General features: G+C 56.9%; 15 protein-coding genes. 10 read left to right on the forward strand and 5 right to left on the reverse strand.

The window, feature by feature from the left end; translation table 11 throughout:
- Positions 1 to 116: 116 nt before the first annotated feature.
- The 6 genes from ACTLLP_RS01215 to ACTLLP_RS01235 all read left to right on the forward strand — a co-directional run bounded on the left by ACTLLP_RS01215 (position 117) and on the right by ACTLLP_RS01235 (position 6,758).
- Positions 117 to 1,298, forward strand: a complete 1,182-nt coding sequence (locus ACTLLP_RS01215; protein WP_441059977.1) for an ABC transporter ATP-binding protein — start codon at positions 117 to 119, stop codon at positions 1,296 to 1,298.
- A gap of 85 nt (positions 1,299 to 1,383) precedes the next feature.
- Complete coding sequence (locus ACTLLP_RS10335) at positions 1,384 to 1,992, forward strand: twin-arginine translocation signal domain-containing protein (RefSeq protein ID WP_502361639.1); 609 nt, start codon at positions 1,384 to 1,386, stop codon at positions 1,990 to 1,992.
- Positions 1,993 to 2,004: 12 nt separating this feature from the next.
- Positions 2,005 to 4,452, forward strand: coding sequence for a formate dehydrogenase-N subunit alpha (fdnG, locus tag ACTLLP_RS01220; RefSeq protein WP_502361640.1), 2,448 nt, complete (start codon positions 2,005 to 2,007; stop codon positions 4,450 to 4,452).
- A gap of 18 nt (positions 4,453 to 4,470) precedes the next feature.
- Complete coding sequence (locus tag ACTLLP_RS01225; protein ID WP_441059981.1) at positions 4,471 to 5,205, forward strand: 4Fe-4S dicluster domain-containing protein; 735 nt, start codon at positions 4,471 to 4,473, stop codon at positions 5,203 to 5,205.
- 3 nt (positions 5,206 to 5,208) lie between these two features.
- A complete protein-coding gene (locus ACTLLP_RS01230) occupies positions 5,209 to 6,024 on the forward strand; it encodes a formate dehydrogenase accessory protein FdhE (protein WP_441059983.1) in 816 nt (271 codons plus the stop codon).
- Positions 6,025 to 6,029: 5 nt separating this feature from the next.
- Positions 6,030 to 6,758, forward strand: a complete 729-nt coding sequence (locus tag ACTLLP_RS01235) for a hypothetical protein (protein WP_441059985.1) — start codon at positions 6,030 to 6,032, stop codon at positions 6,756 to 6,758.
- On the opposite strand, the gene ymfI is transcribed toward ACTLLP_RS01235, so the two are convergent.
- A complete protein-coding gene (gene ymfI / locus ACTLLP_RS01240; protein ID WP_441059987.1) occupies positions 6,751 to 7,512 on the reverse strand; it encodes an elongation factor P 5-aminopentanone reductase in 762 nt (253 codons plus the stop codon). The genes ACTLLP_RS01235 and ymfI overlap by 8 nt on opposite strands.
- Before the next feature lie 114 nt (positions 7,513 to 7,626).
- Positions 7,627 to 9,030, reverse strand: a complete 1,404-nt coding sequence (locus ACTLLP_RS01245; RefSeq protein ID WP_441058089.1) for an ISLre2 family transposase — start codon at positions 9,028 to 9,030, stop codon at positions 7,627 to 7,629.
- 305 nt (positions 9,031 to 9,335) lie between these two features.
- Between ACTLLP_RS01245 and ACTLLP_RS01250 the strand changes: the two genes are divergently transcribed.
- Both ACTLLP_RS01250 and ACTLLP_RS01255 read left to right on the forward strand, forming a co-directional pair.
- Positions 9,336 to 9,560, forward strand: coding sequence for a hypothetical protein (locus ACTLLP_RS01250; RefSeq protein WP_441059989.1), 225 nt, complete (start codon positions 9,336 to 9,338; stop codon positions 9,558 to 9,560).
- A gap of 101 nt (positions 9,561 to 9,661) precedes the next feature.
- Positions 9,662 to 10,198 (forward strand): manganese efflux pump, encoded by a 537-nt coding sequence (locus ACTLLP_RS01255; protein ID WP_441059991.1) that lies wholly within the window; start codon positions 9,662 to 9,664, stop codon positions 10,196 to 10,198.
- 7 nt (positions 10,199 to 10,205) lie between these two features.
- Here the strand turns inward: ACTLLP_RS01255 and ACTLLP_RS01260 are convergent, their stop codons facing one another.
- Positions 10,206 to 11,435, reverse strand: a complete 1,230-nt coding sequence (locus ACTLLP_RS01260; RefSeq protein ID WP_441057497.1) for an IS256 family transposase — start codon at positions 11,433 to 11,435, stop codon at positions 10,206 to 10,208.
- Positions 11,436 to 11,462: 27 nt separating this feature from the next.
- On the opposite strand from ACTLLP_RS01260, the gene ACTLLP_RS01265 reads away from it, so the two are divergent.
- Complete coding sequence (locus ACTLLP_RS01265) at positions 11,463 to 11,735, forward strand: MntP/YtaF family protein (RefSeq protein ID WP_441059993.1); 273 nt, start codon at positions 11,463 to 11,465, stop codon at positions 11,733 to 11,735.
- Positions 11,736 to 11,817: 82 nt separating this feature from the next.
- On the opposite strand, the gene ACTLLP_RS01270 is transcribed toward ACTLLP_RS01265, so the two are convergent.
- Both ACTLLP_RS01270 and ACTLLP_RS01275 read right to left on the reverse strand, forming a co-directional pair.
- Positions 11,818 to 12,054 (reverse strand): hypothetical protein, encoded by a 237-nt coding sequence (locus ACTLLP_RS01270; protein ID WP_441059995.1) that lies wholly within the window; start codon positions 12,052 to 12,054, stop codon positions 11,818 to 11,820.
- Positions 12,055 to 12,061: 7 nt separating this feature from the next.
- Entirely contained in the window at positions 12,062 to 12,436 is a 375-nt protein-coding gene (locus tag ACTLLP_RS01275) for a hypothetical protein (protein ID WP_441059997.1), read from the reverse strand.
- Between the two features lie 241 nt (positions 12,437 to 12,677).
- Here ACTLLP_RS01275 and ACTLLP_RS01280 point away from each other — a divergent pair, with 241 nt between their 5' ends.
- A complete protein-coding gene (locus tag ACTLLP_RS01280) occupies positions 12,678 to 13,349 on the forward strand; it encodes a hypothetical protein (protein ID WP_441059999.1) in 672 nt (223 codons plus the stop codon).
- Positions 13,350 to 13,447 lie beyond the last annotated feature (98 nt).

The raw sequence follows: 13,447 nt of genomic DNA on the forward strand, positions 1-13,447 counted from the left end.
GGCTTACCCGACTCCTTCTATGTTCGCAACCTTCTAGAGGGCATTTTAACGAAAAGCAAGGGTCGAAACAACACCTGAATGCTCTTTAAGGTGTTTAAGGGAAGAAGGTGAGAGTTTTGAAAGTTCTGGAGTGTCGAGAGTTGGCGGCGGGCTACGGCCACCGCACGGTGGTGCTGGTGGAGGAATTGAAGGCCCATAGAGGGGAGCTCATCTGCTTCCTGGGGCCTAACGGAGCCGGCAAGTCCACCTTGCTCAAGACGGTGGCCGGACTTTTGGCCCCCCTGGGGGGAGCGGTTTATCTGAAAGGGGAGAGGCTGGAGAAGGTCTCGCTTAAAGAGAGGGCCGGCGCTTTGGCGGTGGTGCTCACCGATCGGCGTCTGCCAGCACTTTTGACCGTTTTCGAGGCGGTGTCCCTGGGGCGCCACCCTCACACTGGTCTTTTGGGAAAGCTTTCCCAAATGGATGAGCGGGTGGTCTGGGAAAGCCTGCGGCTGGTGGGAGCGGAGGAACTGGCTTCTCGTCTTTACGGCGACTTGAGCGACGGGGAAAAGCAGAAAGTGCTCATCGCCCGGGCCCTGGCTCAGGAGCCGGAGATCATGATCCTGGACGAGCCCACGGTGCACCTGGATCTGCAGCACCGCGCCGGGATCATGTCTCTGCTCCTCCGCCTTTGCCGCGAGAAGGAGATTACGGTTTTCCTTAGTTTGCACGAGGTAGAGTTGGCTCTCAGGGGAGCGGCCTACGTGGTTTTGGTGCACGAAGGCAAGGCACTGGGGATGGGTCTACCGGAGGAGCTCCTGACGGCGGAGGTTGTTTCTCAACTTTACGGGCCCGGTGCCGGGGAGTTCGAGCCGGTGACTGGGGCGGTGGAGCTCCGCCTCCCGGCCGCAGGCCCCCTTCTACTGGTGGTGGCGGGAGGGGGTAAGGGGGCCAAGGTGATGCGGGTCCTGGCCAAGCGGGGGTACCGGCTGGTCTGCGGGGTGCTGCCGGAGAACGACGTGGACGCCTTCGTGGCTCGGGGTGTGGGGGCGAGCCTCTTAGCCCTCCCTCCTTTTAGCCCCATTGGGAAAGAGGCTTTGGAGTTGGTCCGGCCCTATTGGGAAAGAGCTCGGGCGGTGATCGATACCGGCTTTCCCCTGGTGCCAGCTACCGAAGGTAACCGCCTGCTATTGGAGGAGGCGGAGGCCAGGGGATTGCCTCTCTTTTCCCTCCGGACGGAGGCTTCTCAATGGGGAGAACGCGCGGCGGATCTCAGTAGCCTTTTGCAGATGCTTAATAACCTCTTCGCTGGCGATTAAATTTTCGTTCCCTCCTCGAAGGAAAAGCAAAATCTGTGTCGAAATATATACGAAACAACAAGAACGTGGCGGAGGGGGGACGCAGATGCGCAAAATCAGCCGCCGCGAGTTTATCAGGTATGCTGGGCTAGGCGCGGCTGCTCTGGGGCTCTTAGGCAGCCTGAGCGGGGTGGACCGGGCTTTTTCCCAGGAAGCGGATGCCGTGTTGCCCAAGCTAAAGCGGGCCAAAGAGACGCGGTCTATCTGCGCTTATTGCGGTTGTGGTTGCGGGCTCATCGTTTACAGCGAGGGGGACCGCATCATATACATGGAGGGCGATCCAGATCACCCTATCAACGAGGGATCTATGTGTCCCAAGGGCATAGCCCTTTCGGACGCCAACACCATAGTCAACCTGCGCTACCGGCGGCAGCTCAACCCTCACCGGATAACGCGGGTGCTTTACCGCGCTCCTGGCTCCACTTATTGGGAGGAGAAACCCTGGGACTGGGCTCTGAAGGAGATAGCCAAGCGGATTAAGGCGGTACGCGATGCTACTTTGGAAGAGAAAGACGCCAGCGGCGTGACGGTCAATCGCACTCAGGCCATAGCCCACCTGGGCAGCGCCTCGCTGGATAATGAAGAGAACTACCTAATCCACAAATTCTGGCGCAGCCTAGGCATTATTAACCTGGATCACCACGCTCGCCTCTGACACTCCACTACCGTGGCCGGTCTGGCCAACACATTCGGCAGGGGTGTCATGACCAACCACTTCATCGACTATAAGAACTCCGATGTGGTGATGGTGATAGGAGCCAACCCGGCGGAGAACCATCCCCAGGCGATGAAGTGGATTATGAAGGGCAGAGCGGAGCGAGGCACTAAACTAATCGTGGTTGATCCGCGCTTCACCAAAACGGCGACCCAGGCCGATTTGCACGTCCCGATTCGCCCGGGCACGGACATCGCTTTCTTGCTGGGGATTATTAACTACGCCCTGGAGCATAACCTCTACTTCCACGAATACGTGGCCAATTACACCAACGCTTCGCTTCTTGTAGATCCCAACTTTAAGATTCAGGACGGGCTCTTTTCCGGAGCCACTACCAAGGACGGGCAGTTTGTTTACGACACCACCACCTGGCAGTACCAGAAGGAAGGGGACAAGATCAAGCGCGATCCCACTTTGCAAGACCCCAATTGTGTCTTTCAGGTGCTGAAGCGCTATCTTTCCCGCTACGATGTAGCCACGGTGTGCCGCATTACTGGCGCGCCGGAAGATCTTTACCGGCAAGCTTGCGAGCTCTATTGTTCCACGGGAAGGCCGGATAAAGCGGGTAATATTGTCTACGCTATGGGCATCACCCAGCACACTTATGGCAGCCAGAACGTGCGGGCGGTGGCCATGTTGCAATTGATTCTGGGAAACATAGGCATAGCCGGAGGGGGAGTCAACGCTCAGCGTGGTGAGTCCAACGTGCAGGGCTCTACCGACATGGGGATGTTATACCACACTCTACCAGGCTATCTCAGCTGCCCCGATGCTACCAAACACCCCACTCTGAAAGATTATCTGACCAAGGAGACTCCGAAGACCAGCTTCTGGTCCAACACCCCCAAGTTTTTCATTAGCCAGCTCAAAGCCTGGTTCGGGCCCAAGGCCACGCCGGAGAACGAATACTGTTACCAGTGGCTGCCCAAATTGGATGGTAAGGATCACTCCCACATGGCTATTTTCCAAGCCATGTCCGAAGGGAAGATCAAGGGCTTTTTCGCCTGGGGCCAGAACCCAGCGGTAGGGGGGCCGGCGGCTGAGGCCGAGCGCCGAGCTCTGGAGAAGTTGGATTGGCTGGTGGTGGTGGATCTTTTCGAGACCGAGACGGCAGCCTTCTGGAAGCGTCCGGGGGCGGTGCCTCGCAAAATTAAGACCGAGGTCTTTCTCCTGCCAGCCGCTTTCTCCTACGAGAAGGAGGGCACGGTGGCCAACAGCGGTCGCTGGATTCAGTACCGCTGGGAAGCGGTCAAGCCTCCGGGGGATGCCAAATCGGACCTCTGGATTGTGGATCGGCTCTTCAAAGCCGTGCGGGAGGAGTACAGGAGCGGCGGCAGATTTCCCGATCCCATTCTGAACATGGTGTGGGACTACGACGCTCCCGGTTCCGAGGAGCCGGACATCAACAAAGTGGCTTTGGAGATAAATGGTTACGAGGTGGGAACTGGCAAGCCGTTGGCTAGCTTTGCTAAACTTACCGATAAAGGCTCTACTGCCTGCGGCTGCTGGGTTTATACCGGTTACTGGTACCCCGATCCAGAGCTCGGGGTGGTGGCGGCCAAACGGCGCGACCGCACCGACAAAACCGGATTGGGGCTCTATCCCAAGTGGAGCTTCGCCTGGCCGGCCAACCGCCGCATCGTGTACAACCGCTGCTCCTGCGATCCTTCCGGGCGTCCCTGGGACCCTAAGCGGGCACTCGTTTACTGGGACGGCAGTAAATGGGTTACCAACGATGTGCCCGACTTTGGCTTCAAAGATCTGGCCACGGGGGCGGAAATCCCACCAGATAAATCGGCTCAGAACCCCTTTATCATGGTGCCCGAGGGGGTGGGGCGGCTCTTCGGCGCTCAGTACGGCCCCCGGGCAGCGGCGCTCAAGGACGGTCCTCTACCCGAACACTACGAGCCCATCGAGAGCCCGGTGCGTAATCTCATGTCCAAGCAGCAGAACAACCCCTTGGCTAAGATTTACAAGGGCAAGGGAGGTAGGCGAGGCGAGCCCAAGAAATACCCTTACATTCTGACCACTCACCGCCTGGTGGAGCACTACCAGAGCGGCGTGGTGACGCGCAACTCGCCCTGGCTTACCGAGCTCATGCCGGAAATGTTTGTGGGGCTCTCGCCGGGCTTAGCATCTAGGCTAGGCATCAAGCCCGGCGACCGGGTGGTGGTGCTCACGGCCCGCGGCAAAATTTACGGGCGCGCTTCGGTGCTTCCCACCTTGAAGCCGCTAAAGGTGGAAGGCAAAGAGTTGGAAGTGGTGGCCATACCCTGGCACTGGGGTTACCAGGGCATGGCGCCGGGCGACTCGGCCAATGCTGTTACCGCTTACTTCGGAGATCCCAACACTTTCATTCCGGAATACAAAGCGCTTCTATGCGACGTCCGGAAGGCGTAGGGGAGGGGGTGCAGAATTATGCCCAAAGCGGTTTTGGTGGACCTTACCCGGTGCATCGGCTGCCGGAGTTGCATGGTAGCCTGCAAGCAATGGAACGATTTGCCGGCCCAACGGCAGGGTTTCGTCAACGACTGGGCTACCCCGCGGGATACCACGGCGGAGACCTGGACGGTGGTCAAGTATTACCTGCGGGATCAAGGTAACCGGACTATCTGGCGCTTTATTAAGCGGCAATGCATGCACTGTGTGGACCCAGCCTGCGTGAAAGCCTGTTTCGCTGGAGCTCTCCGCAAGACCCCGGAGGGCCCGGTGATCCAGGACCCCAGCCGTTGCATTGCCTGTCTTTACTGCTTTAACGCTTGCCCCTTCCAGGTGCCCCGTTACCGCACCGGCGGGGAGGGGCCGGTGATCATGCAGAAATGCCGCTTCTGCTTCGATCCCGGCGGCGCTTACGACCGCCTGGGGCAGGGGCAGGCGCCGGCTTGCGTCAGGGCCTGTCCGGGTGGCGCTTTACAATTCGGCGAGCGGGACGCGCTAATCAAAGAGGCTAAGGATCGCATTGCCCACCAGCCGGGACGGTATGTAGATCAAGTTTACGGAGAGAAAGAGTTCGGGGGTACTTCCTGGCTTTATTTGAGCGATGTACCCTTCGACGAACTGGGTTTCCCCGGCGCGGCCCGGCCAGCGATGGTATCCCTGCTTACCTGGACCCCGCTGGCTGCCGGGCTGTGGTTGGCGGCGAGGGAGGCTTAGGTTTTGGATTGGGAGCAGATGGAAGAGCTTTACCAGGCTTTGTCTTCCCTGCCCACTATCCAGCGCGAGGGGGTACCTCCATCGGGAAGGCAGGGGGCACCCCTCCTTTTCCTTGAACCTCCTTGCTGGTCAAGGGCTGAGTGGTTGGAGACGGTGGCCCGGGTCACCGAGGCGGTGTCCGAGCATTGCCCGAAGTGGCGCGAGGAATCAGCAAGGGTGAAGCTGGCTATTCAACGCTCGCGCCTTCCCTGGGAAGAATTTCTACCCGGGTTGGTGCGGCAGGACAAGAATGCCTATTTTCGCTTCCTTCACTTTATCTCTCGCCATCACTTAAACCGGGAAGTGGCCGGATTCATCTTTCACCATGCTTTGAAGCTGGGTTTACGCGGTTACGGTGCCGCTTTGCGCCCTGAAGAAGTGCGAGACTGGCAGCGGGGTTACTGCCCGGTCTGCGGGCGCTATCCCCATCTGGCCCATCTCAAGGAACAGGAAGGAAGAATCCTCTATTGTAGCCTGTGCGAGGCAGCCTGGCCCTACCCCCGCCTGGGCTGCCCTTTTTGCGGACACTCCTCTCCCGAAGGAGAAGAACTGCTGGCCTGGGAGGGAACTCCCTATCGCCTCTACCTTTATTCCTGTTGTGGGAGTTACCTCAAGGCAGTGGTAGGATCGGGAGGCAGCGAAGGACTTCTCGATCCGCTCGAAGTGGAGGGGAAGACCCTGCCGCTGGATCTGGCTGCCTGGCGGGAAGGGTTCTCCCCTGCCGCTTTGAGCCTGTTCCCGGCTTTCACCTTTAAGGGAGGGCTTCGTGAGAGGAGGTAGCTGACGTGGGGAAATCGAGTTGGAAGGGCGCCTCGCCCTACATCACGGTGGCGGTCCTCTTTGTTTTGGGCGTGACGGTCAACGCTATCCTCAGTTCCTGCGCCCCAAAAACGACGCCTGAGGCAGTGGCCGCGGATCAATACCGGTTAGCTAGTTTTAAGTGCGCTGATTGCCACGAAATGTGGCCTTACATTTCTACCTGGATGCTTTCCGTGCACAACAAAATCCGTTGCGATAGCTGTCACACCCGCATAGATTTGCAGGCCATGGCCGAAGCCCACGCGGCCGGCACCTGGCAGCAGCCTATAGCCCTCAAGAGCCCCATGGATGGAGGGATTTGCCTGAGCTGCCACAGCGGCCGGCGCGTGCCTTCAATGCCCGGCGATCTGCGTGATCCGCACCCCATTCATGCCCGAGCTGGGGTCGATTGCTTGGCCTGTCACTACGGCGTAACCCATTTCAAAGTCGCTGAACGTAATCTCTTTCAACGGCCCGAATGGTCCAACGGCTATAACTGGCGCCCGGAGCTAGTCCAGACCATTGCTACCCTGCCTTATTCCCGCCCCAACATGCACGAAGACTGCTTCACTTGTCACCAGACGGTTGCCGTTGCCCAGCAGCCGGTAGACCTAAAAGGAACGGCCTGCGCTGGTTGCCATGGTTCGGCGGTTAAGGTTACACCCTGCGCGGCCTGCCACTTCCACTTTACTGGAACCACTCCGGTCGCTAGGTAGGTAGCCAGCCTCCGTCCAATCCCAGCACCTGGCCGTTGATAAAGGCGGCAGCCGGAGAAGCCAAAAAAGCGCAGGCTGCCGCCACCTCTTCCGGTCGGCCCAGACGCCCCGGCGGGAGGCTGGCGGCCAAGGAGTCCAACTCTTCGGGGCTGAGCTCGTGGCGCAAAAGGTCGGTCTCGATGGGCCCAGGAGCCAAAGCGTTGACAGTGATGCCAGCGCTTCCCACTTCGCGGGCCAGGGATCGGGTCAGAGCGATGAGCCCTCCTTTGGTGGCGGCGTAGGCGGCTTCGCAAGCGGCACCGGTAACACCCCACACCGAGGCGATGTTGACTATCCGGCCCCAACGCTGGCGGAGCATGTGTGGAAGGGCTTCCCGGCAGCAGTAAAAGGGACCGGATAAGTTGACCCGTAGCAGAACTTCCCATTCCTCGTTGCTGGTGTCTATGAGTAGCCGGTGTAAACCGGTGCCAGCGTTGTTAACCAGGATGGAGACCGGTCCGAGTTCGGCGGTAACAGCTGCGAAGAGGCAACGCACTGCTTCTGGGTTGGCTACGTCGGCAGCAAAGGCTCTTGCGGGTACATTCCAACGCCGACAGCGATGAGCCACCTCTTCGGCCTGAGCGGCTGAGCGGTGATAATTGATGGCTACAGCGGCCCCCTGCTGGGCTAGGGCCTGGGCCACGGCAGCGCCTATTCCTCTGCTGGCTCCGGTTACCAGAGCGACTTTGCCTTCCAGGTGCCGTGGTGTTTGCATTGCTCCCTCTCCTTCTGCGCAATATTATACCAAGATGAGAGACTCCATCTAGCTGCGGATCGTGTCAACCTACTGTAGGAGTCTCGAGCCCCACTGTCCCCGGACCAGGACGAACTACCAAAGAAGATCGATGTTCCGGCTCAAAGCTTTGAGGGCTCTGGTTAATGACGTTACCGGACCCCGTAGAGCGGGAAGATTATCGAACACCTCACCCGATATTTTCCTTAGCCTCTGCCTCTCTTCCTCGACAGCTGCCTTATCGATCTCTAAAGCCTTTAAGCCCTCCTTCCGTCGGGCTACATATTGCTCCCGCAAGGAAACACCATTCGCCTTCGCCACCCGCAACCGGGCCATCCGGTCTACCCCACGAGCACTCCAGGCCATCGGTCGGGATGATAACCGTGCCGAGAAGAGATGACTTACGTGCGCCTCCGCACTTACCCCCAACTCCGCCCCGGGATAAAGCCGGTAGGCCATTATCCCCTCCCAGTTCCGCCGGATGTAACGTCGGCAATCCCGTACCGCTTCCTTCCGCGCAGGACTCGCCGCAGCTTTGCCCGCCCGCCGCAAAATCGCCTGTACCTTTACCTCATCACCCTCCCATAAGGCCGCCCAAATCTCTCTATAACCATCACTATCACGCCCCAAAGCAGCCACCAGGTACTTGTCCAGGTGAAAAAGATCTAAGACAAAGACGCTCCTCGGTAGAAACTCCAGCCCTTTCTTTATCCACCTGTCTCCGTCACCGCAGAGGTAAATCCGCTCCACAGAAGATAATTCGTACTGCTCCTCGATGTAGCTCAACACCTCGAACCACAGCTCATCCGTATCTGAGTAAAGCCCTCCCAAGTAATAAGGCCGCTTGAGTCTGTATCTGTCTTTCCCCACCTTCTCTTTCCCCTCGTGGATGTAAACCAGCCGGGGTAAGTACTTCTTCCCGTCCTGACCTGCTACGTGGTCTTCATCCGCCTCCACATAAAGAACCTTCCCCCGGCGCTTCTCCCCAGGCGGCTCGGGCAGTTCTTCCAGTGTAAAGTTGTGAATCACCTTCTTCACCGCTTCGCCGCTTAGCACAACCTCCCGATTGCCTCTCCCTACCCTCTCGCCACTCTTCCGGTAGGAAAGATCTACCGCTTCTTCTAAGGCTTGTGCTTTAACCAGAGGATCAACCCGTGCGTGCGGCCCGTAACCTACCAACCGATCTATCAGGTGCACCCGCTCCCCAGTCTCTTTGTGCCGGTAATAGGTTCGCTTATAGTTGACCAGACCGAAAAGGGTAAGTACTTCTTTGGGATCGTTTCGCCGCTCTACCCGCCAGCCGGGCCGCTTTTCCCGGTGCTCCCGAAGATAGGCGTCTTTCGCCTCTAAAACTTCCCTCAAAACCTCCTGTCCCAGGTTATTAAGCTCCTGCCAGAGCTTCTCCTCGAAGCTTAAAAAGTTGGTCCCTTCCTCCAGAACCTTCAACGTTAGCTCCGCTACCCTCTGGAACTTCTCCCAAATCTGCTTTATAATCTGCATAGAGACCTCACCCTCCTGAGTGGTTGTTTAAGCAACTACTCGTCCGTTGCAAGGACGGTGAGGTCTCTCTTCTTTCTCCCCTTCCTTAGCTCCTGCAAAATTCCTACAGTAACTTTACACTAACCTAGCTGCGCTGTGTGGTCACCTGGCTTTGGGCTGTTAGACCCGGCATAAAAGGCCGCCCGCTTAATAGACTATTGACGCATAGCGTTTACGAGAAGCTATTGGAAGGAAGGACAAACCATGGTATAATTGCACTCGAATCTAGCCCTATGTTAAGAAAAAGGCAGAAGGGGGGAGAGACGATGCTAGAGAAAAGTGTGGCTCGTCTGCTCAGTCCGGTCGGGTACGCTGTGATAGGAGCGGTGGTAGGCGCTGCGGCATTGCCGGTGGTTCGGCGTGGTTTGCGCCGGGCGGCAGTGTGGACGGTGCGCGGCGTTCTGGCGGTTCAAGATCAGGCCAAGAAAGTAGCGGCCGGGGCAAAAAGCGAGTGGCAGGGATTGGTAAGCGAAGCCAGAGCGGAAAGTTAGATCCGCGCAGCAGGATTAAAGGAGCTAGCGAACACCTCTCTGCTTGAGGGAGCAGCGGCGCTGAAGGGCAGAGAGGTGTTCGCGTTGCGAGGGGAGTTGTCATGTTTTTTTTGCCCGCTTTCCTATTAGCCCTTTCCTCGAACCTGGACAATGTGGGCGTGGGTATAAGCTACGGCATAAGGCGAATTGGCATCCCTTTTTCTTCGAATTTGATTATTGCCTTGGTATCAACGGCGGGCACCGTTGTTTCTATGTGCCTGGGAAGCGAAGTCGCCCGGTATGTCCCCGTGTTGCTGGCTAACCTGATAGGATCGGGTATCTTGGTGGCCGTAGGGGTATGGGTGATAAGGGAATCGTGGCGGGAGGTTGGCGGGGTTGACGAGGATTCTCCAGCGCTGGCCGACCCTCCAGCAAAGGCTAATAAGTTGCTGGAATGGCGTATTCGTTCTCTGGGTCTTTTAGTGCAGATTTTGCGTGAGCCTTCCCTCGCCGATCAAGACGATTCGCGCAGGATTGAGGGCCGTGAGGCCCTTCTGTTGGCGCTGGCTCTTACCATCAATAACCTAGCTGGTGGTTTCGGTGGGTCAAGTCCAATTTTGTGTGTAAAATCCCCTCTGGTAGCCTTTGAGGCTTATTAGAGCCTTGTTAAGCCGCCCCTCTCCCGGTCTTATTGGTTTCGGCTTTAACTGTTCGTTCTTGCTCCTGCCTCCATGTCCAGTACTCCGTCATGTCCAGGTAGCGGTGGCCGGTAGACCTTTCCTCGTCTATCTCCATGAGCACCGCACCAATCAGTCTCAACGCCGCTTCTTCATTGGGGAAAATTCCTACTACCCTCTCCCGCCGGCGAATTTCGCGGTTCAGGCGTTCCATGGCATTGGTCGTGCGCAAGCGCCGCCTAACCGGCTCCGGCAAAGCCATAACCGCCATGGCATCCTCAAAACCAGCCTCAAGTCTCTCTATTGCCCTAGGCGCTACGGCCTCAAACTCCTGCACCACCTCCTCCAGAAGTAGTCTTGCCGTATCCATATCCGGCGCTTCAAAAATGTGTCTAAGGCGAGCATGAAGCTGCTTCTGCCAGGACTTGGGACACGCTTCCAGAATGTTGCGGACAAAATGCGTCTGGCACCGCTGCCAACTCGCCCCCTGAAAGTGGATCATAATGGCGTTTACCAGCCCCTTGTGGTCGTCCGAAACCACCAGGTCAACGCCCTTTAGCCCACGCTTCTTTAACCAGTCGAAGAATTCAGACCAGGTAGCCTCAGATTCGCCGTCCCCAATCATCAGCCCTAGAACTTCCCGGTAACCATCCCGGTTAACCCCGCAAGCTATAAGCACACTCTGGGATCTCACCCGCCCACCTTTCCGCACCTTTGTGACCAAAGCATCAACCAGAATAAAGGGATACTCCTTTTCGCTTAAATCTCGCTCATTCCAGGCCTTCACCAAAGGGTCAAGTCGTTTGCAGAGCTCAGATACCGTCGACTTGGAAAATTCCGTGCCGCATAGCTCCTCGACCACTGCCCTGACCTTGCGTGTTGATACTCCATTGACCACCATCTCCATCAGGGCCAGCAACAATGCCTGCTCGCTCCGCTGGTAACGCTCAAACATCTCCGTAGAAAATTTGCCGGATCTGATCCGGGGCACTTCCAGGACAAGCCGTCCGATCCGGGTTACAAGCGGCTTTTCCCGGTGGCCGTTGCGGTACGCTTGTCTTTCCTCTGTGCGCTCGTATGGTTTAGCTTTGAGCTGCTCTGTAACCTGAGCCTCGAGAATCTGATTTAAGACTTGCTCCATCAACCGGGCCAGACCATCGTCCCGGGAAAACAACTGTTGCAGAACCTCGCCATCTACGGTAACCTGGTAATGGGCCATCCTAAATCCCTCCTGGTAGTGTTGGTTGTGTCACTTCTTCAATCTACCAGAGGGAGGGTGGCCCTTCCTGCTTCTAACCACCCTTTTTACACACTATACCGGACGCTACTTTTCGGTGGCGGACTGATCGGCATCAATGTTGAGTTCACAGCGATTATGGTGTTTATTTTAAGCTTGCTATCTATTGCTTACTCAGTGAGCTTCGGGCATCACTATCTGGCTCGCTGGCTGGGCCGATATGCCGGTGTGGTGTCAGGGCTGATTTTAATCGCCATTGGTTTTTACGAGTTCTGGGGCTAATAGAGGGGCGCGCAGACATAAAAATCAGTTCTGCTGGCTCAAGACCGCAGAACTCCAATTGCTAATATTGGGCTTAAGATAACTATTTGGCCGGGCGTCGCGGCGGGAAACGGATGCCTGCCAGCAAATTCTGTTTGGTTTGTTTGCTCCGATCCTTAAGGTAGTACCAAATGGTTCCCAGGGCGTCTTCCCAGTATCGGGCAATCTCCTGCTGCAGGCGCGGGTCTTCCTGGCGGAGTTCAACGCTCATGTCTACCGCCTGCACGGCTTTTTGTTTCAACTCTTCCAGCGTCTGTCGCAATTGCTCGATGTCCGCCATGACTTTTTTATTCCCCTTCCTCGGGTTCTAGCTCTCCTTTGAGGCGCTCAAACTGCGCTTCGGCAACTATATCGGTGAGGGATTCCTTGGTTTCTTCCAGAGTCGTCTTGACTTGTTTTCCGAGCTCGCTCAATCCTTCGGAAACTTTCTGGGTACACGTTTTTAGGGCTGGCTTTAGTTGGGGCCAAAGGGCGGCTACGGCCAGTCCGGCCACCGCGCCTATGAGAAACGATTTAGCATCCATACCCGAATTGAGCCAGGACCATAGGCCCTCGCGGCTGCTTCCCCGGTTATTATCCCCGCGGGAGGCCAGATACTTGCGGACTTCTTCCTGCACTACCCGGGTGAGCTCTTCCTGCAATTTGCTTAGATCTTCGGCCATCTCTGCATCCTCCTCCATGTTTTGGCTTTATTTTATCAAGGACGGGTTGAGAAGACAAGATTTTTTGACTGTCTTGTCTCTTAATTTAGACTTAACACTAGCTTAATGTTTAATTAACCTAGCTTAACTATACAGCTGCTATTGGTGTAAAAGCATTTTAACGTCAATTTAAAGCAAGTTTAACGGTAACTTAAATCCTAGTGTCTAGAATAGAATTACAAGGAAGAAAGGGGGGAGTTTCATGGCTGTGTTGGGAGCGTTGGCCGCGCGGGTGCAGTCGAATGGCGGCCTGGAGGCGTTGGCTGCCTGGATGGTGGACGTCTGTCAAGGGATGGTGGGTTCGCGGGTAGAGGCCTTCGTGCAGCGGGAGGGGGCGCGCGAGTGGGCGGAGAAAGTGTGGTCGGGAGAGGTTCGGTGGTGTGATTTACCCCAGGCGTTGTTCCCTACGGAAGATTTGCAGCGCTTGTTGCGAGAGATCGAGCAAGAAATAGAGGCGTTAGCACTCTTTCATCGTTGTCCTTGGAGGGTGTCCCTCACGATCCCAGGGTTACCCACAGTGGCTACCGACAGCGGAGCTGGGGATTTGGCTGAACGCCGCGCCACCCATTTGTTGGCCGTATTGCTGAGCCAGGCCTGCCAGGCGGTTTGGAGTGATACCCTCGCCACCTGGGGAAGCCTGGGCTGCATGGGTAAAAAGATGGGTTTGGGCGAGGCGGTTACCAATCATTTCTACCTTATGCCTCAGCGTGAGAGGGAAGGTTTCCTTCAGAGCATTAGCAAGATGATCGCCGGCTATCAGCTCAATTGTCAGCGTTATTTGCAGCGGGAAATCTGCCGTCAGATAGCCGATCAGATATGGTTGCTTTGTGATGCCCAGCGCTTCGATTCCGCTACGCAGCTGGGCATAGCTTAGTTTCCTCTTTATCACCAGCTTATTACCAGGCTAACCAGCCGGGGAGGACAACCCGGCTTTTTACTTACTGGCGCGGAGGAAGGGAGATGAGCTCCCTC

The organism is Desulfothermobacter acidiphilus (genome assembly GCF_052073645.1).
Lineage (GTDB): Bacteria > Bacillota > Desulfotomaculia > Desulfotomaculales > Ammonificaceae > Desulfothermobacter > Desulfothermobacter acidiphilus.

Bases quoted from the DNA above. Each gene is read 5' to 3' on its own strand.
- ACTLLP_RS01245 (WP_441058089.1), bottom strand. From the start codon at position 9,030: ATGCAGATTATAAAGCAGATTTGGGAGAAGTTCCAGAGGGTAGCGGAG.
- ACTLLP_RS01255 (WP_441059991.1), top strand. From the start codon at position 9,662: ATGTTTTTTTTGCCCGCTTTCCTATTAGCCCTTTCCTCGAACCTGGAC.
- ACTLLP_RS01275 (WP_441059997.1), bottom strand. From the start codon at position 12,436: ATGGCCGAAGATCTAAGCAAATTGCAGGAAGAGCTCACCCGGGTAGTG.
- ACTLLP_RS01270 (WP_441059995.1), bottom strand. From the start codon at position 12,054: ATGGCGGACATCGAGCAATTGCGACAGACGCTGGAAGAGTTGAAACAA.
- ACTLLP_RS01260 (WP_441057497.1), bottom strand. From the start codon at position 11,435: ATGGCCCATTACCAGGTTACCGTAGATGGCGAGGTTCTGCAACAGTTG.
- ACTLLP_RS01225 (WP_441059981.1), top strand. From the start codon at position 4,471: ATGCCCAAAGCGGTTTTGGTGGACCTTACCCGGTGCATCGGCTGCCGG.
- ACTLLP_RS01250 (WP_441059989.1), top strand. From the start codon at position 9,336: ATGCTAGAGAAAAGTGTGGCTCGTCTGCTCAGTCCGGTCGGGTACGCT.
- ACTLLP_RS01280 (WP_441059999.1), top strand. From the start codon at position 12,678: ATGGCTGTGTTGGGAGCGTTGGCCGCGCGGGTGCAGTCGAATGGCGGC.
- ACTLLP_RS10335 (WP_502361639.1), top strand. From the start codon at position 1,384: ATGCGCAAAATCAGCCGCCGCGAGTTTATCAGGTATGCTGGGCTAGGC.
- ymfI (WP_441059987.1), bottom strand. From the start codon at position 7,512: ATGCAAACACCACGGCACCTGGAAGGCAAAGTCGCTCTGGTAACCGGA.